Origin of the sequence: Amycolatopsis alba DSM 44262, assembly GCF_000384215.1 — a bacterium.
Lineage (GTDB): Bacteria > Actinomycetota > Actinomycetes > Mycobacteriales > Pseudonocardiaceae > Amycolatopsis > Amycolatopsis alba.
This window is the reverse complement of record NZ_KB913032.1, coordinates 7,538,300-7,560,319: the sequence shown is the minus strand read 5'-3', so window position 1 is coordinate 7,560,319 and position 22,020 is coordinate 7,538,300. Positions and strand designations below refer to the sequence as shown.

Sequence of the window (22,020 nt, the reverse complement as noted above, 5' to 3'; positions counted from 1 at the left end):
GTTCGCTATTGATTTGGAGAACGTGCGTACGCTAAGTTTCGCGGCATCCACCGGAGGCGAAGGAGTGCGAGATGCGGGTGCGACGGCTGGGCTGGGCCGGACTGGAGATCGAGGCGGGCGACCAGCGTCTGGTGATCGACTACGTGCGGGATCTGTCACCGCTGTTCACCGGGTGGAAGCCCGGTGAGGGGCTGGCGACGCCGAGTGGGACGGTCACCGCCGCGCTGGTCACCCATCTGCATCGCGACCACACCGACGCGGCCGCGCTCGCGGACGTGCTGGTGCCGGGGGCGCCGGTGTTGCGACCGGCGCCCGGTCACGGCGACGACGTGGACAACGTGACGACGCTGCTGGCCGAGCGTGAACTGGAGGTGCGCCGGCTGACGATCGAGGTCGTGGATGCCTGGTCCACCCGCGAGATCGGGCCGTTCCGAGCCACCGCGGTCCCTGCCGTCGACGGGCTGGGCGATCCGCAGGTGAACTGGGTGGTGCAAGCCGATGGGCAGCGGGTTTTCCACGGTGGGGACACGATGTTCCACGGCTACTGGTGGCTCGTCGCGCGTCGGTTCAGCCCGTTAGACGCGGTGTTCCTGCCCGCCAACGGCGCCGTGGTCGACGCGCCGCACCTGCAGCCGCCGAGCCCGCTGCCCGCCGCGATGGACCCGAGACAGTCCGCCGCGGCCGCGGAGATCCTCGACGCCCGGTACGCGGTACCGATGCACTACGAGGCGGAGCAGCCGGACAAGATCGCGGGCTACGTCGAGGTCGCCGACCCTGAGAAGGAGTTCCGCGCGCACGCGGGAACACGCGCGCGCGTGCTGCCCGTCGGCGAGTGGCTGGACCTGACCACATAAGGCCGAAACTCCGCCATGTGGATCTGGCATCGACACAGTCGGCTCAGGACAAGGGAAAGGACTTCAGGTGAGTACAGGGAGCAGGGTCGTCGCGGTCACCGGCGGGGGTACGGGCATTGGTGCGGCGGTGGCCCGCCGCTACGCGGCCGAGGGTGCGAACGTGGTGGTCCTCGGACGGCGGCGCGAACCGCTGGAGAAGGTGGCGAAGGAGACCGGTGCGCACGTCATCGCGTGTGATGCCAGCGTGTCCCCGGACGCGGAGAACGCGGTCGCGGAGATCGTCGGTCGGTTCGGGCGGCTGGATGTTGTCGTCGCGAACGCCGGCGGGCACGGGCTGTCGTCGGTGACTGACACCGACGACGAGGAGTGGGAGTTGGCATTGCGCTCGAACCTCTCAAGCGCGTTCGTGTTCTGCCGGGCTTCGCTGCCCGCGCTGGTGCAAGCCGGGGGACAGGTGGTGGTCGTGTCCTCGTTGGCCGGTCTGTTCGCGGGTCCCAACGTCGCGGGGTACACCGTCGCGAAACACGCGCTGATCGGTCTCACCCGGTCGATCGCCCGAGACTACGGGCCCCGCGGTGTCCGCGCGAACGCGGTCTGCCCCGGCTGGGTTCGCACTCCGATGGCCGACGGCGAAATGGACCAGTTCGCCGAAGCGGCAGGGTTTGCCGGCGGGCGCGACGAAGGCTACCGCCGGGCCACCGCCGAGGTCCCGCTCCGGCGCCCCGCCGAACCGGACGAGATTGCCTCCATCGTTTGGTTCCTCGGCTCGCCGGAATCGTCGTACATCACCGGCGCGGTACTGGTCGCCGATGGCGGCGCGCACGCGGTCGACCTGCCCACCCTGGCCTTCGAACGCGTCGGCACGGACATCTGACGCCAGCCTCCCTGACGTAAACTTCGCCGTCACGGCGCGGTCCTCGGTTTCGAGCCGCACCCCCGCGGCACTGCACAACCCCGAACTGCGCGTCCTGGCCCAGAGGTGGACCAGGAGCAGCCAAGAGGTACTGGTCCGCTTCACCGACGCGGACGACGCCGCACGCCTGGATGCGCTGCTCGAAGGGATGATCACGCACGCACTGCTGGCGACCGGACCGCGGTCACAGGAGGCGGCACGGGCCGCGATCGCCAAGACTGCCGAGCAGCCCGGCAAGGACAACGTTCCGCGAGTGCAAGGAGAAAACCATTAGGCTCACTAAGCCCGTACTCGAGGTCACCGATGCCGAACTCGGCGAGCTGCGAGCTCGTCTGGCCGCCACGCGATGGCCGGTTGCGTGGCCGGTGACCGGCTGGTCAGCCGGAACCGAACCCGGTGAGCTGCGGCGACTGGCCGACTACTGGGCAACCGGCTACGACTGGCGTGCTCACGAAGCCGCCATCAACGCTCTTCCCCACCACGTCGCGGACATCGCCGGGACACCGGTGCACTACCTGCGTTTCGACGGCGAGGCTCCGGACGCCCTGCCGATCGTCCTGACCAACGGGTGGCCCAGCTCGTTCCTGGAGTTGACCGACTTCGCCCAGCGACTGGCCACCCCGTCCAAGCACGGTGGTCGCGCGGCGGACTCGTTCACCGTCATCGTCCCGTCGCTGCCGGGATTCGCCTTCTCCCCGCAACGGCCTTCGCTCACGGATCCCGTGCAGACCCACGAACTGTGGCACTTGCTCATGCGAGAGGAACTGGGTCTTGCCCGGTACGGGGCGCACGGCTCAGACCTGGGCGCGGGCATCACCTCCCGGCTGGCCGAAGCCCATCCCGACGCTCTGGTGGGTATCCACTTGACGGCCGTCGCCGGTCCGGTCGCCTACGACGAGGAGAGCATCACCGCGCAGGAGCGCGCCCACCTCGACTCGGTGACGACCTGGTCGGCGAAGGAAGGCGCGTATCAGCATCAGCAGAGCACCCGACCTGTCACCTTGAGCTACGGGCTGGCCGACTCGCCGACCGGGCTGCTCGCATGGATGATCGAGAAATACCGCGCGTGGAGCGACTGCGGAGGTGACCTGTCGTCGCGGTTCAGCGACGACTTCCTCCTGACGCAGGCGTCGCTCTACTGGTTCACCAACACCATTTCGACCTCGTTCCGGCCCTACTACGAGTACAGCGAGAACATGACGCGCAGAGTCGAGCGGATCGATGTGCCCACCGCCGTCGCGCTGTTCCCGGCCGATCTCACCCGGCCGCCGCGCAGCTGGGCCGAGCGCACCTACAACGTAACGAGGTATACGGAGATGCCCCGCGGCGGTCACTTCCCCGCACACGAAGAACCCGAGCTGCTCGCTCACGACCTCACCGACTTCTTCCGGCCGCTGCGGTGAGAACCGGGTGGGCGAGTGCGCGGTCACCAATCACCAAGCAGCAGCTTGTCGTGCGGACGGTGGTTATACACCACCCGGTCACTCGCCGTGCTCAAGGCTCGGACGTCCGGCGGCTCATGTCGAGAACGCCCGACTCACCCGCGACCTCGCCGCCCGCAGCGGCGTCACCGACCTCACCGCGCACCGGCCACGAAGCAACGTTGGGAAGTGATCACCGGCCGAAGTGTTCGTCATCGGCGTCCGCGTCGGCCGAGCGCGGGTCTGCCGTGAACACGACCGCCCTCAGGTCGCCGTCGGGAATGTGGACGGTGTCGCAGTCCAGTGCGATCTGCCCCAGGTCCTCATGCTGCAGCAGCATCCGGCTGTCGTGCTGCCCGGCGGTGGGCGTGTTGGCCCAGAGCTCGGCGAACACGGCGCTGGCGCGCTGGAGGTCGGTGATCAAAGACGCCAGGTCTTCGTCTTCGGGGTAGCGGGTCGATGCCGCACGCAGTTCGGCCACCAGCAGGCGCCGGAAGCGCGCGTCGTCACCTGGCGACCGCATCACCCGGCCGCCCTGGCCGACGAACACCCGCCAGGGGATGTTGCCCTCGCGCGGGTGGAGCGAGGGCGCCCCGCAGGCCAGTGCTTCCCAAGCCCGGTTCCAGCCGACGACCGTCCACGTGGCGTCGAGCACGCACACCGCCGTGCTCTCTATCCGCTCCACGAGTCGGCGCGCGCCAGGACTGAGCCGCCGTGGCACCTGCCCTTCTACTGGCGCGTAACCGGCCAGCGTGCACAGGTGCTCGTACTCCGCCCTGCTCACCCGGAGTGCTCGGGCCAAGGCGTTCAACACGCCAGGCGAGGGATGCCGACGGCCCTGCTCCATGCGTTTCAGATGATCTGTCGACACGCCGGCCAGTTCGGCGAGCTCTTCCCGGCGTAAGCCGCCCGTGCGCCTGCGGCCGTGACCGACGACACCCACTTGTTCGGGGCGGGTGCGTTCACGTCGCTCCCGCAACGCCATTCCCAGAGTGCTCGCGTCCGGCATGACCGAAGAATATCAGCGGCATCCGCCAGGAGGGGACATCCTGGCCCCTGCTACGGCAGCCGAAATCCGGAAGAATGACCACCAGGAAGGCGGAGACAGCGCGCGCGAATCTGTGTTGACACGCGCCCCTCCCGATATTTTATCGATGGTGTTCTCGATGAAGGAATTTCATGACTGATGTCAATCGTCTCGCCGACCGGGTCGCTGTCACCGAGACCGTGGCTCGTTTCGCTTGGTCGCAGGATCTCAAGGACTGGGATGGTCTGCGTGCGATCGTTGCCGACACCGTCACGATGGATGTTTCCGAGCACTTGGGTACGCCGTCGCAAGAATTGAGTGCCGATGATTTCGTGGCCGCCAGCCGGGCGGTGCTGGAAGGGTTTCAGAGTACGCACCATTCGACCTCCAACGTCATCGTCGAGCTCAAGGGCGACCACGCTACCTACCGGAGTTTCGTGGTGGCCTACCACCACGTTCCCGCCGACGAGGTCGACTGGCTCGTCGTGCGGGCTTTCTGGCACATCGACCTTCAGCGGGTCGATAACGAATGGCGGCTGAGGTACATCCGCGTCGTGCGGAAGGCGCCTTTCGCAGGCAACCCCGAGCTTTACGCGATCGCTGCGGGGTCTGCGGATAAAGGCGGGCGAGAAGCGAGTAAATCGACTGACAACGTGCGCGCCGTTCCGTTTCGAATGGCTGCGGCGATGTCCGATCGTGACGTCGACAAGCTGGTGGCCAATTACACCGACGACTTCGACTGCGTGATGCCGGTGCACCCCGATCGTTCCTTCCGCGGTGTCGAGCAGGTTCGCGCGAACTACACGACGATTTTCGCCCGGTATTCACACGGCCTGGACGCCAGGGTCATCGATTCCGTGGTGGACGGTGACCGGGTGTGGACGGAGTGGGAGATGATCGGCACGCGGGCCGACGGGGTCGTCGAGACCATCCGCGGCACAGTCATCATCCGGGTCGAGGACGGTCGCGCCAGAGCGGTCCGCTTCTACCTCGATCCGGTCGATGCCCCGGATACATCGGCACAGCTGAACATCCTCGACTGAAATCCGGCTCGTCAGATTACGCCCGGTGCTCTGCTGGACGATGGGGAGTTGCCGGAGTGGGACATCCGCACGTTCATCCCGCTGTTCGAGGACTCACGCGTCGACCAGGACCTCACAGTACTGACGCGTTGGGTCGTCGGGGACAGGCTGTGGATAGGCGTCGGCCGCATCGAACCCTTGGACTCGGACGCGGAGCTGATCGCAGTGGCGAGTGGTCGGGGAAACCGGTCGTGCGTCTCGCCTGATGGAGGGCGCGGGGCCGGAAAGCAGGGGACAAACCGGCCCCCGCACGGCGTCGCGCGAACTGGAAACATCGTTCACATCGACCCCCAGGAGTAGATTTTCATGCACCTCACCGTTCTCGCCGCGTCCGGCCCGACCGGACTCTCCCTTACCCGGCAGGCACTCGAACGTGGCCACATCGTCAGGGCCGTTGCCCGCAATCCCGACCGGATCACCGTTCCGGACGCCCCTGGGCTGACCAAGATCGTCGCGGACGTGTTCCACACTGACGAGATTGACTCGGCGCTCGAAGGCAGCGAACTGGTGCTGTCCGGACTGGGTGTGCCCAAGGGGACGAAGCCGGGCGTGCTGACCGCGGGCGCCCGGTCGGCGGTGGCGTCGGGCGCCCGCGTCATTTGGCTGGGTGCTTACGGCACAGGCCCCTCGGCCACGGTGGCAAGCGCGCTCAACCGGCTGGTCCTCAAGGGACTCGGAGCGGAGGTCGCCGACAAGGTCGAGTCGGACGCCATGGTCACCGAAGCCGGCGGGACGGTTTTCCACGCCGGACCCCTGACGAACAAACCGATCAGCCCGCACCGGCGCGCCGTCGGGCTCGATGCCTCCCCAAGAGCATCTTCCGCATCATGGTCAGCCGGGACACCGTTGCCGCCGCGATGCTCGACGAAGCGGAGAACCCGCAGTTCCCCGGCCGGGTAGCTGTCCCACTCACACGCTGACTTGAAGGCCCATGGGCGGCTTGCCCGCGGGTCGCCCACGCCGCTCGCCGGATTCGGAGACCCAAGGCGGCGGCCGGCCACCTGGGGAAGCTGTGCGGTGCCGTCGGCCGGTTCTTCGCTAGCCGCCCGGTCATTGCCCGTGCGCTGTCCCGCTGGGGCCACATCCTGCTACCCATCGTCCTGATCAGGATTGGGCGTCTGGTCCTCATCGAAGGCGACGCGTTCGGACTCTGACGTCGGAACGATCCGAGGAAGAGTGTGGACAGATAACAAACCCACAACATAAGCCGAGTTCGTAGCCATGACGTGCCGGTACGGCCGGCCCTGGGTCAGTTCGGCGATGACGGTGTCCAGCGGCCACGCCTTGAAATGCTGGCTGCGGAGCCTGTCTCCGACGGTTTGCGAGAGGGTGCCGCCGTCGAATCTCGTGCGCGAGGGTCCACGCACCGACCAGGTGCAGCCGGTCCGGACGGCGGGAGTCCGACAGGATGTCGAACCCGCGGCTGCCTCCTGGGGCCGCTGGTCGCTCTGCACTTCGACGTCGGGTTCGTCGAGGTTCGCAAAGACCGTGTGGCGTCCAGCGACAGTGATGTCTGGCTGCAGCGAACCACGCCACCGGACTACCAGGACCGCCACCTCACCCTCGGTTTCCGCAAGAGCCTGGTCACCAGTGGCGATCGCGTGCTGTTCGTCGACGACTGGATCGAAACCGGCGGCCAGGCCAACGCCGCCCACCTCCTCGTCGAGGACGCGGAGGCGACCTGGATCGGTGCCGCGACGGTGGTCGACGCACTGCACAGCAACCAGGTTCGGCGACAGCTGAACGTTCGGTCATTGCTGCACGTCCGGGAGCTCTGACCTCTTCGGCCGCCTTTTGGGTCTGCGATTCATCCCGGAAACTGTGTCGGTGACCTGACCATCCGCACAGCGGCATGAGCGGACGTCGGGCCGTCAGTAGCCGTGGGAATGAACGGACAGCCAATCGATGTGTCGGCGCTTCACGGTGTCGCGTTCGGCGGTCGTGGGCAGCAGGACGTCGGCGCCTCCGTCGTAGGGTGCGTGTATCCGGTCGACGGACAGATTGGTGATCATCACATCGGCGACAACTTCGTCGGCCACGTCGCGGAGTAGGTCATCCAGCAAACCGGGCTGCCAGGTCGTGCGGTCGACGTACAGGTGGGCGTAGTGGGGTCGGTGTCGTCTTCGTCGTCGAGCAGGGATCTCCAGTGGCGAGCGCCTGGAAGCTGACGTGCGCGCCGTGGCGACATCGCCTGCGGCTCCGGATCGTCGGACCAGTGGGTTGTGATGATTCGTATGTCTTGCCCTTGGAACAGCTCGTCGAGAATCGAGTTGTGGCGATGCAGTACGACGTCGTACTCGGCGTCGTGGTCGGGATAACGCTTGGACTCCGGCAGGCTGTGGAAACGTACCCACCGATCAGGGAAAGCGCGGTTCACCATGTGGGACAAAGGAGGGCACCCGGCCACTGCTGCCGCCACAGCGCTGACAGGTCGTCGTCCGACACACGGTCACCCTTCTCCAACTGCCAGCCGGCTGAGGCTCCGCCTGCCACCGGATCGCCGAGCCCGATGAACCTACGCGCGGAGCCCGCTCTACGCAGTTTCTTATCCGCTATTCGGCATGAGCGGACGTTTCGTCGCTGAATCTGTGAACCGGGTCATCGCCCTGGCCGATCACGACTGGTACGCACCGTGCCCGACGGCGTCCACGGTCACCAACCGGATCGGTCTCAGGTGCGTTTTGTCTTCCCGGTGGTACAGGCGGGTTCCGATCGTGCGGATGGCAACCATTCGGGGCGGCGCGACAACGACTGATGGCTGTGCGCCTGGCCGATATGATCGACGTCGGAAAGCTATGCGGTTCGCGGCGACCTGTTTAACGGTCGTCTATGACGCCGTCGCGGGCGTAGCTCCCGCAGCGAAGGTGATTCGCGACCGGTCAGGGCCGCAGGCCGTTAGCGGAGATCGGCCAGGAGCGGCGCGAAGTAGCCTCCGTCACCCTCGGCGAACGCTCTAAGCATCGCGGCGGACGCCGTGAGGCCGGCTTCGTCGGCGTCGTCGCCTGCGGCCAGTTCCGTTTCAAGCAGCCACGTCTCGAGCATGATCGAGTAGCCGAGGAGAACGTCCGGCCCGCCTGCGGTGGTCAGTGCGGATCCGGCGATCCGGGTCACCACGTCCCGCAGTGGCAGGCGCTCGTCGGAGGCACCCGGCGCGAAGGCGATCTTCACGATCTCGTTGAGGTCGATCGCGGTGGCCGCGACGACGGCGAACTCGAAGTCGAGCAGGGCCACGACCTCGCCGTCGTGCCACAGTGTGTTCGGCAAGCAGAGATCGCCGTGGTTCAACGCCCGCGGTGCGTCCGGCAACACGGCCCAGAAACGGTCGAGCACCCGGCCGAGCCCCGCGGCCTGGGACGTGGTGAGTTCTCCTGCTTTGACAAGTCGGACGAGGGACGTCGTCACCTCCTCCGCCTTCTGCGGGAAGAACGGTGAGCGGGCGCGGGCGTGCGGTACGGCCGCGGCCGTTTCCACACGATGGACATGGAGCGCCCGTTCCCACATCTGTTCGACCGCTCGCGCCCTGGCAGCATGATCCAGCGACGGCCAGACGTCCTCGAGGTTCTCCCCGACCGTCCGCCGGGTCAGTACCCATTCGTGCCTGTGCCGGACACCGGCGTCGATGATCGCGGGGTAACCGACCTCGGCCGGGAGAAGTGTGGCCAGCCGTTTCTCCCGGAGCAGGTCCGACGGACCCGGCTCGCGCGCGACACGGACGACGAACTCGTCAGCCAGCCAGGTGGCGTTGGTCCAACCTCGGCCGCGTGTTGCGCCATCGAATTCCGCTCCGTGCAGCTCGAGGATCTCTTCCGCCACTTGCGTGGGGCCGGAATTGATGGGGCTACCGTGCGACATGACCGCGATGCTATCCGGATCATGAACCGTCAGGGCCAGGCCTGGTTTCCAGGAGTGTGGCCCCGCCGAGAGCGAGCGGTGGTTCTCCTCACCCCGGCCCCTGCACGCAGAGAGACACGTCCTCTCGTCGGCATGTGCGGACCACGTGCGTCCGAAACCCATTTGCGCCACACGACAACGGTCGTAGTCTGGCCTGTTCCGCGCCAGGCGGACCCGCGACCGCGGCGACCGGACCGGAGTGTGGAGTGGACGAACGAACCCGAGACATCGTGCTCGGCCTGACGGCGAACCCGGCTTTGCCCGATCACCTGCGCACCCGCCTGCCCGCCCAGCCCGCGGTACCACCGCGCGACACCACCTGGCACGTCGACAGTGACATCGAACAGGCAGCTGATCCGGCCACCTCGCCAAACGACGTGACCGCCCTGCTGGACCACGACAACATGGCGATTCGATGGACACTCGCTGAGCGGCCGGATCTGCCTCGTGACGTCCAGCAGCGGCTGGCGGCCGATCACATCCCCGGTGTCCGTGCAGGTCTAGCCGGCAACCCCGTTGTGGTGAAGCCGATCCTGCGCCAACTGGCGAACGACGAATCCGCGGACGTACGGGGAGGCGTAGCGCACAACCCCTCGGTTCCGCTGGACGTGCTCATGCTCGTGGTCGAGTCGACCAGGATCGGGCCAGTCCGGTTGCCCCGCGTCATGGCGGCAACCGACGAGGAGCTGCGTCTTCTCGCAGGGGCACCGTCTCCGCGAGTCCGGATGCTGGTCGCTCAGCGCACGGCGCTGCCCTCAGACGTCTTCGAACTGCTCGTGGCAGACGACAACATCCAGGTCGTCAAAGGGATCGCCCCGCATCCCGCACTGTCCGCGAACCGGCTACGGGCACTTGCCGCGCGGCACGGCCCGAGCCTGTTCCGGAGGTTGGCGACGAACCCCAACTGCGACCCCGAACTGCTGCACAACATGGCGTGCCACGCCACCGCACGGCGGGTGTACCGAGCGGTCGCCGCACACCCGAACACCCGCGCTGAGACCCTCCTGCTGTGCCTCGGAGACGACACCGCGCGACGGTGGGCCGCGGAACACCCGAACCTGCCGACCGACATTCTGATCGACCTTGTGAACGACCCGAACCTGGCCCGACACGCGGCCGCCAACCCGGCACTACCCATCGAAGCGATGGAGTCCTTGATCGCTGCGTATCCCAGGAATCTCCCGGAGAGCTGATTCCCCGAAGGCTCTTCGGCATGAGCGATCGTCCGCCGTCGGCGGACTGGCTGCGGGGTGGGTGTGCTGGGCTGCGCTGGGTTCGGCTGGTTGGTGATCAGCTGGGCAGCGCGGACGCGGCGGTCCTGAGCTGTTCGTCCTCGGTGAAGACGCGCCAGCCGCCGAAGTAGGTGATCCGGTGCGGGTTGGCTGTGATCGCGCGAGCCGCTGTCCTCACGTGATCGTCGATCGCGATGTCGGCGAGGTGGCGCGGGGCGGCGATGCGGACGGGCAGGCACCCGCTCCGGGCCAGTGGTTGGGCCAGGGCGGTCAGAACGGCCGTTGGCTCGGTCGGGTCGCCGGTGGCCCGCCGCAGCACATCGGTGCACGCGGCGAGCTCTATTTCACCGTCCGGTACCGGCACTCTCCCGGATCCTTCGGTTTCTGGAAGACGCCCGCCCCGGCATGACCTCAGGACGGTGGGGCCGCTCTACCAGTTCCGCCACGCCACACTGCAAGACCACCTCGCCGTCGAGACTCGGCCGGCGTGATCGCGACCGGGAGAGTTCCCGGTGGTCGGGACGAACCAGGAGTCGATCTTCCCCGGCGGACACAGTTCTCTGAACCGAAGGGCATTTGACTGTTTGGCTCGACCTGCTCGCCGGTTTACTTGACCCGTGAGTAGGTCTGATCGCGCGCTGGGCGCGGTCGGCGTCCTGGGGCGTCGGAACGCGGGAGAGTCTGTATGCGAGCGACCTTGTGCTGTGCGGACGATTCCTCCGCCGGGCGAAACCGGATCCGGAAGTAACCCTCTTTCTTGAGCGAATGCCGTGAATGACACGGCTCGCACTTTTGTCTTCGCGTCACCGTCGAGTGTCGATTCCCGGAACAGCGCCGTGACCGACGCTGCCCGGATCTTTTCGCTGCGCTGATGCCGGCGATTCAGTGATTTTGGAGGACTTGTGCTACCTGCTCCTGCGCAGAGACGAAGAGTCTCCGTGGTTCTCGCTCTGTCCCTGATCGCGGGCCTGCTCCCCGCTCTGGTGTCCGCGGCGGCACCGGCGGTTGCCGCGGTGACCGATCTCCGGGTGGCCACCTGGAACATGCGCGGCAGTGTCAGCGGCGTCAACAAGTGGGGAAGCATCATTCCGGGAATGATGCGCGCGCACGGACTGCGCGTGATGGCACTGCAGGAACACTCGGACAACTGGGATAAATCGCTGGAGAACACCGGCGCGAAAGTCACTGACGTCGAAGGCAACGGTGCTGCCGACGACGGTACCGGTGACTTGACCACCTCGGCCGATCCCAAGGATCAGTACGCCGACTCGCCTCGCGGGTGCATGGACGCCTTCGCCTCCGACAAGTACAAGACCAGCGAGTTCGGCAAGACCCGGTACGCGCACCTCAAGATCGAGTTCCCGGCGCCGCACAACGACACATTCCACGTGTACCTGCTGAAGACCAAAAGCAGCGAGCGGACGCTGGCGATGATCTCCGATCAGCCTGCCAGCGCGTGCCGGATCCAGCCCGCCTTGGTCGAGCCGAGGAAACTGGACGAGGACGCCAAGAAGTACCCAGAGCTCAAGACCCGTGGCGATTGGCGGCTGATGTTCGCCGCCAAGCCCCTGTTCGGCTTGAAGTTCGGGGACACCTGGGTCTACAACCTGCACGCGGAGTCCAAGGGCGACAAAGAGAACGACGTGGACAAGCTGGTCGCCCCGGTCTCCACGCGGCTCGGTGAGCGCTACGCCGTCGTCGGGGACTACAACCGGGAAATGGAAACCCTCGTCCTCGGGGATCTCGACGAGAACGGGAATCGCCTCGAACCGGATCTCCCGTTGGACCCCGGTGAGGCCGCGGTCGGCTCGACGAAGAACACCTTCAAGGTGGGCAGGGAACAACGCAGCAAGTACGACTACATGATCGCCAACGGGTTCCCCGCCACCACTCCGCACATGCCTTCCCCCGAGCGGGACAGGCAGGAGTACACCGGATTCCGCCAGAGCTACATCACCTCGACGGACTCGGATCACTACCCGGTCGTGTTCCGCAAGGAGACCGACAAGGCCCTCCGCAAAGCCGGAGAGGACAAGTGTCTCCCGGCGCCCGCCTCGAACCTCCGGGTGGCGGCCGACGACTACTCGTGCTCGCTGAGGTCCCCGGCGATCGTGTCCATGGGCGACTCGTACATCTCCGGTGAGGCAGGACGCTGGGCGGGCAACGCGAACACCCCGGAGAAGGACTCGGTCTGGGGGACCGACCGGGGGATGGGCGCCTATGTGGACAACACCGGCTACCAGAGCGGCAACAAATGCGACCGGTCCGATGTCGCCGAGATCAAGGGCGCCGACGTCGCCGGGGTGCCACCGGAACGACGGATCAACCTCGCGTGCTCCGGGGCGCTGACGCAGCATGTGCTCGCGGAGACGTTCAAGGGTGAGATCCCGCAGGTCCAGCAGCTGGAGAAGGTGGCGGCGGACAACGACGTCAAGCTGATCACGGTGTCGGTCGGCGGCAACGATCTCGGCTTCTCCGACATCGTGACGACCTGCGCGACCAACTATCTCAACCCGGCCACCTCCGCGAGGTGCAACAAGACCCAGCAGGAAAAGCTGGACTCGGGCCTGCGGGCAACCCAGCCGAAGATCCACGCCACCCTGCAGAAGATCATCGACACCATGGCGGACCTCGGCTACCCGCGCGATTCCTACCGGCTGGTGTTGCAGTCCTATCCGGCGCCGATGCCGGTGGGCTCCCGGTTCCGGGAGAAAGAGGAGAACTATCAGCGCTACACCAGGGACGGCTGCCCGTTCTACAACGACGACGCGACCTGGGCGCACGACAAGGTGATCCCCGCCATCGGCGGGATGCTCCGCGGCGCGGCTTCCTCGGTCGGCGCGGACTTCCTGGATCTGCGGGACGCGTTCGACGGCCACGAACTGTGCGCGGACAGGGCGAGCCAGGCGACAGCCGCGAACAGCGCCGCGAATCCGCAGCCCGCGGAGAAGGCGGAATGGGTGCGCTGGGTACCCGGCATCGACAAGCCGTGGCTGCCGCAACCGAACTTCCAGGGCGCGGCGCAGGAGGCCATCCACCCGAACGCGTTCGGACAGCGCGCGCTCAGCGCCTGCCTCACCCAGTTCGCCCGCACACCCAAGGGCAGTTCCCTGAAGTGTGTCGGCACACCGGGTAAGGGACCGGACAGTGTGCGCCTCGGCTCGATCACCGATCCCGGCCCGACACCGGGACGGCCGATCGACGCCGCGCTCACGCTGGACCACAACGACGTGTACGTGTTCCACGGTCCCGCGTACGCGAAGGTCGAGGGCAGCACCCACATCGACGGCGGTGTCAAGGGCATCTACGAAACCTGGCCCGCTCTCCGGGGAACCAGGTTCGCGAACAGGATCGACGGCGGCTTCGTCATCCCCGGCGAGAACCGGCAGGCGTACCTGTTCAGCGGTGACCAGTACCTCGTTCTCGGCCTGGGCGGGGACCGCGGCTCCGACTGGTTGCGGGAGGGCCCGGCGCCCATCGCGGAACGCTGGCCTTCGTTGCGTGGTACCGGCTTCGACACCGGGGTCGATGCCGCGTTCGCCGATGGCCAGTCGCTGGACACCGCCTACCTGATCAAGGGTGACAAGGTGGTGGACGTCCGGTTCGGCGGGTTCCCGCTCCAGACGGTGGCGGGCACCGTCCGCGGCACCGGCGAGATGTGGCACACGCTCAAGCAGGCCGATCCCGCCGGGACGACGTTCCGGAAGAAGGTCGACGCGGCCTTCGGTATCGGGATCCCTGGCGGCTGCCGCCGTCCAGTGCCCAATCAGTGGGCGTGCTCCTCGGGGTGGAGCGAATTCGTCCTGATCAGCGACGGGAAGCTCGCCCGCTTCGGCAAACACGGGTACCAGGCTCAGCCGGGCAGCGAGACGCTGGAGTCGGGGCCGAGTTCGGTGTGCGAAACCTGGCAGGTGCTCTGCGGCACGATCTTCGCGCCGAACACCCCGGCCAGGGGAGAGGACGGCAAGACTCCAGGGCAACTGGCCGACGCGCCGGTGAAGGACGGGCAGTCGGGCAAGCTGAAGTCGGCCACCGGGCTGCTCGCCGCCCCTGGTTCGAGCGCGGGGGCTCCGGTCACCGGCGCGGGCGCGACGACGCTCGCCGGTGACGACAAGAGCTGGGCGTTCCACGACGCGGGCAACGGCAACTGGCTGATCGAAACCCAGGCCACGAACTCGGGCAACCCGGACGGGAAAGACCTGATGCTGGACAGTTCGGCCTCGCACCAGGCGAATCTGGTCGACTACGTGCCGGGCGGCGGCTACCAGGGCTGGATGTTCCGTCCGGCCGGTGCCGGTTGGTACAACCTGATGGACAACACCGACGGGACCTGCCTGACCGCGGGCAACGCGGGGGCGGGACTGGTCGCCGCGGAATGCGACGGCCGCGCCGCGCAGCGGTGGCAGCCCGCGGAGCTGAGCGCCGTCCTGCCGCCGACGAAGCAACCGACCGAGGCCCTGGTCTCGAGTGATGGTTTCGCCGTCGACCTCGACTTCGGCGACCGCACCCCAGGCACGAAGATCCAGGCACGCCAACCCAAACCCTGGTGGCCGCAGCCCCAGCAATGGCTCATGCGGGAACAGGGCACGGGAAGCTGGGTGATCGAGACCGGCTACGGCGGCTCCAAGGTGCTCGGCAGGGGGCCGGGCGATCAGGCACAACTGGTCGCCTATTCCGAAGGCGCCGCCGGTCAGCGGTGGTCGCTGGCCGACGCCGGCGGAGGCTGGCTGAGCCTGTCCAACGGCGCGGGCGGCTGCCTGACCTCGGCCGCGGTCGGTGAAGCGCTGCGGATCTCGGCATGCACGGGATCGGCCCAGCAGAAATGGCGCCGGGTCCCGGACGCCGCGCAGGTCCGGTAACTCCACGCCTGACTACGGACAAGGACTATGCGAATGCGTAACGACAACACGTCATCACGCGCCGGGTACGCGTGGCTGTCGAGATTCGGGCTGGGGGCCGCGAGAGCCGTCATCGGGACGCTCGCCGGTCTCGGGGCGACCTGGCTCGGCTTGCTGATCGCGGCCACCGGCTCCGGGTTCGACGCCTCGGCGGCCGACCAGCTTCGCCGCGGTGCCGGGGGAGTGTTCACCGCCTTCGGCGCGGGGCTCGGTGCTCCGGTCGACTGGCGGTTCACGGGCACCGGCTGGACGGGGCGGATCTGGCCGGTCGAACTGCTGGGCCAGGCCTCGCCGTTGCTGTGGGTCCTGCTCGGCCCCGCGGCGGCCCTGCTGGTCACGGCGTTCCTCGCCCGGTGGCGCGGATCCGGTCTCGTCGGAGTGCTCGGCATCGGCCTCGGATACGTCCTCACGGTCGGCGGCGGTCTGCTGATCGTCGAGATCACGAGGACCGAGGCGAGCCCGGCGTTGCTGGCCCTGAGCACGCCGTGGCTGGTGGCGGCGGGTTTCGCCGGAGCGTGGGTACTGGTGATCGCGTCGCTGGGCAAGCTCTGCGCGGTCGCGGTCACCCGGATCCCGCAGGCGGGGCCGAGGCACAGGTTCGCCGTGCTCGCGATGGTGATCGCGCTCGTGGCGAGCACGACGGTGGCGGCGGGAGGCAGACCGGCGATGGGCGGCTACCCGTCCGCGACCGCGGCCACCATCGACCGGCTGCGCCAGGAATCGGGCAGCGACTTCCTGCTGGCCATGGACACCCAGCTCGACGTGCCGTCCCTGATCGGGGTCAACAGTCCCTTGAGGAACGGAACCGGCGGCTGGCTGAACGATCACGCCGCCCTGTTCGGCCTGCCCGACCCGGCCCGGCAGCTCCAGCGGATCCAGGAGGACACCGACCGGCTGGGTCAGAAGCACATCCGTTACCAGCAGACGGTCGACGGCGTCCCGGTGCACAACGCCGTGGTCCTCATGCATCTGAACGCGGGCGGCGAAAGCGTGCGGGCGATCAGCAGCAGTGCCCGGCCCGATCTCACCCCGGTGTCCACCACCCCGGACGTCGGCGCGGACAAGGCGCTCGCGGTCGCCCGCAAGGCCTTGCCCAAGGGCAAGCTGATCGCGCCGATCCAGCTGTTCGTCCGGGGTGAGCGTCCGGCGAAGGACAGGAAGACCGACACCAGGCTGGTCTGGCGGGTGTGGCTGTCCGACCCGTCGAGCAACACCTCGAACGACTACTACGTCGACGCGCACAACGGTCACCTGCGGTGGTCGGACAACAAGTTCGAGACCGGCCGCGACATCAAGGTCCTCGACGACCAGCACCAGGGGACCGACAGCGAGGAGGCGCCGAACCCGGAGACGGTGTGGGCGGGCGGCCACCACGTCGGCCCGAACGACGTGCTCGACGCGGACAAGGCCTACGACTGGACCGGCGCCACCTACACCTACTACCGGGACAAGTTCGGCCGCGACGGGATCGACGGCAAGGGCATGACCATCCTCTCGCACGTCCGTCACGCGGTCGACTGGGTCAACGCGGGCTGGGGCGGGGACGCGATGTACTTCGGCGACAACATGGTGACCCCGGACGTGACGGGGCACGAACTCACGCACGGCGTCATCCAGCACACCGCCAATCTCGACTACCTCGGATCACCCGGCGCGCTCAACGAAAGCTACGCCGACATCTTCGGCAAAATGGTGCAGCGGCACGCGACCGGGAAAGTCGTCACCACCGACTGGACGATCGGAGCCGGAAGCGCTGCGGGCGTCATCCGGAACATGGCCGATCCGAACAACGGCAACGACGGGAACGACGAAACCAAGTTCTGGCAACCGGATCACATGGACGAGTACGTGTACACCTGTATGGACAACGGTGGTGTGCACTACAACAGCGGGATCGCCAACCGCGCCTACGTCATCATGGCGCAGGCCATCGGCGAGGACCGGGCCGAGCAGATCGCCTTCCGCGCGCTGACCACCTACCTCGTCCCCACGTCGGCGTTCTTCAGCGCCGCGCAGGCCACCGTGCTGGCGGCACGGGATCTGTACGGGCAGAACACACCGGAAACCCTGGCGGCACAACAATCCTGGCAACAGGTCGGCGTGCTCGGCCGTGAACACGAGTACGTGTTCCTGCTGTGCATCTGCTTCATCCCGATCATCATCAGCGACACCGACATGGACCAGTTCCCCGACATCGACGTCCCCGCCGACGACATCCTCGCGGGGGCCGGGCACGTCCGCGACCTGATGCAGCGCAACGCCAGTCCCGCGCTGACGCACTACGGGCGGGTGATCATGGACACCGGGAAAGACATCATGGACATCTTCAACAAAGACAGGGCACTGCGCGATCAATTCATCAGGACGATGACCACCCTGTCACCAGCACTCGTCTCCGTGCTGACCGACGAAGGCGACACGGTCGTCGTCACCAAGCAGATGGTCGACCAGAGCAACGCGCTCTTCGACGCCATGGTCGCCTACGGCACCAAGAACGAACGGCCCGACGTCGTGAAGACCGTCACCGAGGAACGCGCCGACGTCACACCTGCCCTGGTCGGCAAGACCGCGAACCAGGCGATGGACGAACTGGACAAGCACACGCGATAGCCACTCCGAGCACGCGTCGGACGACTGCGCGAAACCCGGCATCACTCGTACGCGTACGAGTGATGCCGGGTTTCGCGCAGTCGACTCCGCCACCGCCAGCGCGATCACCGTCACCGGAGCCCACACGAACAATCTCCAGGACGTCCGCATCGAGGTGCCCGCCAGAGCACGGCGATGGTCGACGTCGCCGGTCACAGTCCCGGCAGGAGGCCCCACGCGGTCGCGGCGGAGGTCTGGTAGCCGCGTTCGTGGTCGAGCGTGGCTACCGGACCTCCGGGCCCCGTTCGCCGCCAGCCTGACGGGGGGTGTGCCGATCCCCGCAGAAGCGGTGGTGCCCCGGCGCGGCACCCAGATCTCGCCGCTGGCGTCGCCTGGCTCGGGCGCAGGTCACGCTGCACAGCGTGGGGAGCGGTGAGCATGGCAGATCCGGTAGAGCTGCAGAGGAAAGTTGCGCTGTTCGCCAGTCACGCCAAAGTCTGGGTTCCCGTTTACTGCTCCCTGTAGGTGCATGAGGTGGGTCTTGTTGGGGAGGAAGCAGCGTGGTCGGCGAGAGACAGGCTGTCTGGCTGACGTTCCTGCGGGCGGGAATCGGAGCGGTACTGTTCGCTTCGGTGGCGTCGTGCGAGGTACCTCGCGCCACACCGGCGGCTCCGGAGCGCAGTTCGGTGGTCGGGGCGGAGCAGGCGGTTCCCGTGGCCGAGGCACGGAAGCTGCTGGGCACGTTGCGGGTCGCGGTCCGCGGGGTGTTGGACGGGTATGACCGGGACAAGTTTCCGCACTGGAAGACCGTGTCCGGCAGTTGCAACGTGCGCGAGGAAGTGCTGAAACGCGCCGGGGAGAACGTCGAGGTCGACGCGGAGTGCGCTCCGGTGTCGGGGTTCTGGCGCAGCCCTTATGACGGTGAGACGTGGCGGAAAGCGTCCGATGTCGACGTGGATCACGTGGTGCCGTTGGCCCATGCGTGGGTCAGTGGCGCGAAGTCGTGGGACCAGGCCAGGCGGGAGCAGTTCGCCAATGATCTGACCCGTCCGCAGCTGCTGGTGGTGACCGACAACATCAACCAGGAGAAGAGCGACAAGGCACCGGACGAGTGGAAGCCGCCGCTGGTGTCGTTCTGGTGTACCTACGCGACCGACTGGATCGTCGTCAAAGCCGGGTACGGGCTGTCGATCACCGTGCCGGAACGGACCGCGCTGTCGGGCATGCTCGACCGGTGCCGATGACACGATCCACGTCTGCCGTCCACCAATTCCGTCACACTGCAAGACCACCTCGCTGCGGAGACCCGACCCGCGCCGCCCACACCCGCCGCCTCAGCTGGTCGCCGGAAGTCATTGATCGATTGATGTCGGAGCACCTCGAGCAGGGATGGCATTGTCTCGTAACCTCAAGGGAAGAATCGGCTGGCTGGCCGTGGCGTTCGCCGGGATGCCGTTGCTGTACGGACTGGCGTGGGGGCTGGCCTGGCTGACCGGTCTTCTGCCTGGTGTGCCGTGGCTGTACCCGGTGCTCGTGGTCTTGGTTTGCGCGTTGCCCGCCGCCGGGAACGTCGTGCCGTCGACGGTGGCCGTAGTCGGGTCCGACCGGCATCCGACGGTCATCCTCTCGGCAGTGGCCGTCCTGATCGCGGCGATCGGCTTCGTCATCATCGCGCCGGGCCACGCCCTCGCGGCCAGGGGCGACGTCGAGACCTGTGCCGTGGAGCGGTTCGACCGGCAGTCGACGTGGGACGGGGGTCGTGACTCTTTCGCTGTGCTGGCCTGCCCGAGCGGACGGTCGTCGACGACTTCCACCACGTTCGACCTCGATGTCGGTGAGCGGATCGAGGTCGCGTTCCACCCGGATGACGCGGGTCTCTCGCTGCTTGTACGCCGTCCGCTTCTCGACGTGGTGCAGCGAGTGGCGTGGGCGAGCGCTCTGGTCGTGATGGTGAGTCATGTGGCGAGTGGTCTGTGGTGGCTGCGGGGCCGTCGTCGGGCATCCCCGCGGTGACCGCCCTCCCGAACACGGCCACAAATGGCGGCAGTTTCCGCTTCCGTGGACGTTGATCGCAAGCGCCGTCGGCATCCCGTCATTGAGGCGTGTGCGGTAACGCATCCGATCCGCGCACCGACTCCGACGGTGATCGGAGGACAGGCGTTCGGGCGAGGAGGCGTGAGGATGAAGCGCGCACGGCCCAGCGCCCGCATGACGAACCGCGTCGACGGCCTGGTGTCGGGACTCGTGGTCCAGGCAGGTGTGATCAAAGGGGGAGTTCACCTACACCAGGGGAATCCGCGCGCGGATGGCGACCCGGAGGCCCTGGCCGCGCGGCTGGCCGACGCTGTCAGCTTGCTGTGGGCACACGAGCTGGCGGTCAGGGGGCTCAACAACCCGTATCCACTGCCGGTGGACCTGCGGCTCGCCGACGCGGAACTCTTCCCCGCTTGGACGACGCTGGTCCGCCTCGCGACCGGAGACGGCCGCCGGCGATCCCGATCGAACAACGCCTGGGCGAATTCTCCTCGGGAACTGGTCGAGGGGGAGCACATGCTTGCCACCGTGTTCCCGAAGGTGCCGAGCGGGCGCTTGGTCGTGCTCGGCGACGCCGGATCAGGGAAGACCACGCTGGGGGTGCGGTTCATGCTCGATCTGCTCGCCGAGCGTCGCGCTGGCGATCCCGTTCCCGTGATGGTGACGGCAGCCGGGTGGGCCCCTGAGCGGGAGAGCCTGGCCGAGTGGCTGCGGCAGTCGCTCTACCGTGCGCACCCATTCCTCGGGGTCAAGACCGTCGAAGGCAAGACTCGGTTCGACGTCCTGCTCGCCGCCGGTCTGCTCTTGCCGATCGTTGACGGCCTCGACGAAATGGCCGAACGGCTGCGCCCCGACACGATCCGGTCGATGAACCAGTTCCTGCAAGCGCCGGGACAACGGATCGTTGTGACCTGCCGGACGGAGGAGTTCCGGGCGGCGTGCCGGCCAGGCGATCGCGAGGTGACGCTCGTGGCGTCGGCCGGGGTCGAGCTGTGTCCACTCGAACCCGGCGAGGTGGCCGACTACCTGGAGAGCTCGTCGGAAGGACCAGCCAGGGCAGGCCAGTGGGGTCCCGTGCGTAAGGCCCTACAAGAGTTTCCTGAGGTGCCGGTCGTGCAAGCGTTGCGGACGCCTTTGCTGGCGAGCATGGCGCGAGAGCTCTACAACCCGGCCGCCGGGGACCTGGACGCGGCGCTGCCCGATCCGGCGTCGCTGCTGGCGTTCCCGGACGTTGCCGCCGTCGAGGAGCACCTCTTCGACGCCTATGTGCAACACGCGTACCGGGGCCTCGACGGTGAGCGCGCCGAACGATGGCTGATCAACTTGGCGCACTTTCAGCAGACCACGCTGAACGGATCGCCAGACATCGAGTGGTGGAGGTTCGACCAGGCAATTCCGCACGCCTTGCGAGCCGGGCTGGGCGCGTTCGTGGGAGGCATCAACGTCGGGCTCCTCGGCGACTCGCAGAGCCCCGCGCGCGGCCTGGCCTGGTCCTGGCAGGCCTTTCTTCGCAGGTTCACTCAGCTCATCGGGTTCTGGGTGACCATCGCCGCGGTGGTGTACCTCGGGGGCGACCACACCACTGCTTACGCGTGCATGGCGATCGGACTGGCGGTCGGTGTCGTGTCGGGAGTTGTGGTCGGGACCAGTGGTGACCCCGTGGAACTGCCATCTGCAGTGAGTCCCACGGGCGTTCTCGCCATCGACAGGGAGGTTTTCCTGGTGTCGGGTGCTGGGCTGGCCGTGCTGGCCGGAGGACTCTTCGGAACGGTCGGGTTCTTCTTCGGTGCGACCGCTGGAATGGTGGTCGGCTCACTCGGCGCGTTCTACGCCGGTGCCGCCGTGGCGATGGGCAAGGCAGCCTGGGGATGGTTCGGCTACGCCCGGCTCTGGTGGTTCCTCGGCCGCAGAATGCCCCTCCGGTCCATTCGTTTCTTGACGGACGCGCACCGTCGCGGCGTTCTGCGCCAGGCGGGCGCGGCGTGGCAGTTCCGGCATCTGGGCCTGCAGCGCAGGCTGGCTGCCCGCCATCCGGCTTATGTCGATGTCAACCGATCGGCTTGAATGGTCATTCACCTC

General features: G+C 67.3%; 16 protein-coding genes and 1 pseudogene. 13 read left to right on the top strand and 4 right to left on the bottom strand.

What is annotated here, in order from left to right; translation table 11 throughout:
• Nucleotides 1-71 precede the first annotated feature (71 nt).
• From AMYAL_RS0135445 to AMYAL_RS0135430, 3 genes are all read left to right on the top strand, one after another.
• Nucleotides 72-854 carry an MBL fold metallo-hydrolase gene (locus tag AMYAL_RS0135445; protein ID WP_020636045.1) on the top strand — a complete coding sequence of 261 codons (783 nt, stop codon included), beginning with the start codon at nucleotides 72-74 and terminating at the stop codon, nucleotides 852-854.
• A gap of 67 nt (nucleotides 855-921) precedes the next feature.
• Nucleotides 922-1,728: an SDR family NAD(P)-dependent oxidoreductase gene (locus AMYAL_RS0135440; protein WP_026467717.1), complete on the top strand. Its 807-nt coding sequence runs from the start codon at nucleotides 922-924 to the stop codon at nucleotides 1,726-1,728.
• Nucleotides 1,729-2,036: 308 nt separating this feature from the next.
• A complete protein-coding gene (locus AMYAL_RS0135430; RefSeq protein WP_026467716.1) occupies nucleotides 2,037-3,170 on the top strand; it encodes an epoxide hydrolase family protein in 1,134 nt (377 codons plus the stop codon).
• 211 nt (nucleotides 3,171-3,381) lie between these two features.
• On the opposite strand, the gene AMYAL_RS48225 is transcribed toward AMYAL_RS0135430, so the two are convergent.
• Nucleotides 3,382-4,197 carry a helix-turn-helix domain-containing protein gene (locus AMYAL_RS48225; RefSeq protein ID WP_039794636.1) on the bottom strand — a complete coding sequence of 272 codons (816 nt, stop codon included), beginning with the start codon at nucleotides 4,195-4,197 and terminating at the stop codon, nucleotides 3,382-3,384.
• Between AMYAL_RS48225 and AMYAL_RS49995 the strand changes: the two genes are divergently transcribed.
• The 4 genes from AMYAL_RS49995 to AMYAL_RS46840 all read left to right on the top strand — a co-directional run bounded on the left by AMYAL_RS49995 (nucleotide 4,196) and on the right by AMYAL_RS46840 (nucleotide 7,075).
• Entirely contained in the window at nucleotides 4,196-4,375 is a 180-nt protein-coding gene (locus AMYAL_RS49995) for a hypothetical protein (protein ID WP_143267748.1), read from the top strand. The two genes, AMYAL_RS48225 and AMYAL_RS49995, sit on opposite strands and share 2 nt — an antisense overlap.
• Nucleotides 4,368-5,258, top strand: coding sequence for a nuclear transport factor 2 family protein (locus tag AMYAL_RS0135420; RefSeq protein ID WP_020636040.1), 891 nt, complete (start codon nucleotides 4,368-4,370; stop codon nucleotides 5,256-5,258). Before AMYAL_RS49995 ends, AMYAL_RS0135420 begins: the two co-directional genes overlap by 8 nt.
• A 345-nt stretch (nucleotides 5,259-5,603) precedes the next feature.
• Nucleotides 5,604-6,197, top strand: a complete 594-nt coding sequence (locus AMYAL_RS46845) for an NAD(P)-dependent oxidoreductase (protein WP_245193229.1) — start codon at nucleotides 5,604-5,606, stop codon at nucleotides 6,195-6,197.
• A gap of 389 nt (nucleotides 6,198-6,586) precedes the next feature.
• The gene (locus tag AMYAL_RS46840; RefSeq protein WP_084702209.1) at nucleotides 6,587-7,075 is read left to right on the top strand and encodes a phosphoribosyltransferase family protein; all 489 of its coding nucleotides are present in this window, start codon (nucleotides 6,587-6,589) and stop codon (nucleotides 7,073-7,075) included.
• 93 nt (nucleotides 7,076-7,168) lie between these two features.
• Here the strand turns inward: AMYAL_RS46840 and AMYAL_RS51135 are convergent.
• Together AMYAL_RS51135 and AMYAL_RS0135390 are read right to left on the bottom strand one after the other, a co-directional pair.
• Nucleotides 7,169-7,677 (bottom strand): annotated as a pseudogene (locus AMYAL_RS51135) (DUF3885 domain-containing protein).
• A gap of 515 nt (nucleotides 7,678-8,192) precedes the next feature.
• Nucleotides 8,193-9,149, bottom strand: coding sequence for a phosphotransferase family protein (locus tag AMYAL_RS0135390; RefSeq protein WP_026467714.1), 957 nt, complete (start codon nucleotides 9,147-9,149; stop codon nucleotides 8,193-8,195).
• Between the two features lie 245 nt (nucleotides 9,150-9,394).
• Between AMYAL_RS0135390 and AMYAL_RS46835 the strand changes: the two genes are divergently transcribed.
• Nucleotides 9,395-10,381: a hypothetical protein gene (locus tag AMYAL_RS46835; RefSeq protein ID WP_020636033.1), complete on the top strand. Its 987-nt coding sequence runs from the start codon at nucleotides 9,395-9,397 to the stop codon at nucleotides 10,379-10,381.
• A 97-nt stretch (nucleotides 10,382-10,478) separates the two neighbouring features.
• On the opposite strand, the gene AMYAL_RS0135380 is transcribed toward AMYAL_RS46835, so the two are convergent.
• On the bottom strand, nucleotides 10,479-10,784 hold the full coding sequence (locus tag AMYAL_RS0135380) for a hypothetical protein (RefSeq protein WP_039794632.1): 306 nt from the start codon (nucleotides 10,782-10,784) through the stop codon (nucleotides 10,479-10,481).
• A gap of 574 nt (nucleotides 10,785-11,358) precedes the next feature.
• Here AMYAL_RS0135380 and AMYAL_RS47970 point away from each other — a divergent pair.
• The 5 genes from AMYAL_RS47970 to AMYAL_RS47960 all read left to right on the top strand — a co-directional run bounded on the left by AMYAL_RS47970 (nucleotide 11,359) and on the right by AMYAL_RS47960 (nucleotide 22,005).
• Nucleotides 11,359-15,279 carry a GDSL-type esterase/lipase family protein gene (locus tag AMYAL_RS47970; protein WP_020636031.1) on the top strand — a complete coding sequence of 1,307 codons (3,921 nt, stop codon included), beginning with the start codon at nucleotides 11,359-11,361 and terminating at the stop codon, nucleotides 15,277-15,279.
• 33 nt (nucleotides 15,280-15,312) lie between these two features.
• A complete protein-coding gene (locus AMYAL_RS47965) occupies nucleotides 15,313-17,928 on the top strand; it encodes a M4 family metallopeptidase (RefSeq protein ID WP_020636030.1) in 2,616 nt (871 codons plus the stop codon).
• Between the two features lie 539 nt (nucleotides 17,929-18,467).
• Nucleotides 18,468-19,151, top strand: coding sequence for an HNH endonuclease family protein (locus AMYAL_RS0135365; RefSeq protein WP_020636029.1), 684 nt, complete (start codon nucleotides 18,468-18,470; stop codon nucleotides 19,149-19,151).
• A gap of 145 nt (nucleotides 19,152-19,296) precedes the next feature.
• A complete protein-coding gene (locus AMYAL_RS0135360; RefSeq protein ID WP_143267829.1) occupies nucleotides 19,297-19,920 on the top strand; it encodes a hypothetical protein in 624 nt (207 codons plus the stop codon).
• 168 nt (nucleotides 19,921-20,088) lie between these two features.
• Nucleotides 20,089-22,005 (top strand): NACHT domain-containing protein, encoded by a 1,917-nt coding sequence (locus tag AMYAL_RS47960; RefSeq protein ID WP_167336177.1) that lies wholly within the window; start codon nucleotides 20,089-20,091, stop codon nucleotides 22,003-22,005.
• Nucleotides 22,006-22,020: the final 15 nt, after the last annotated feature.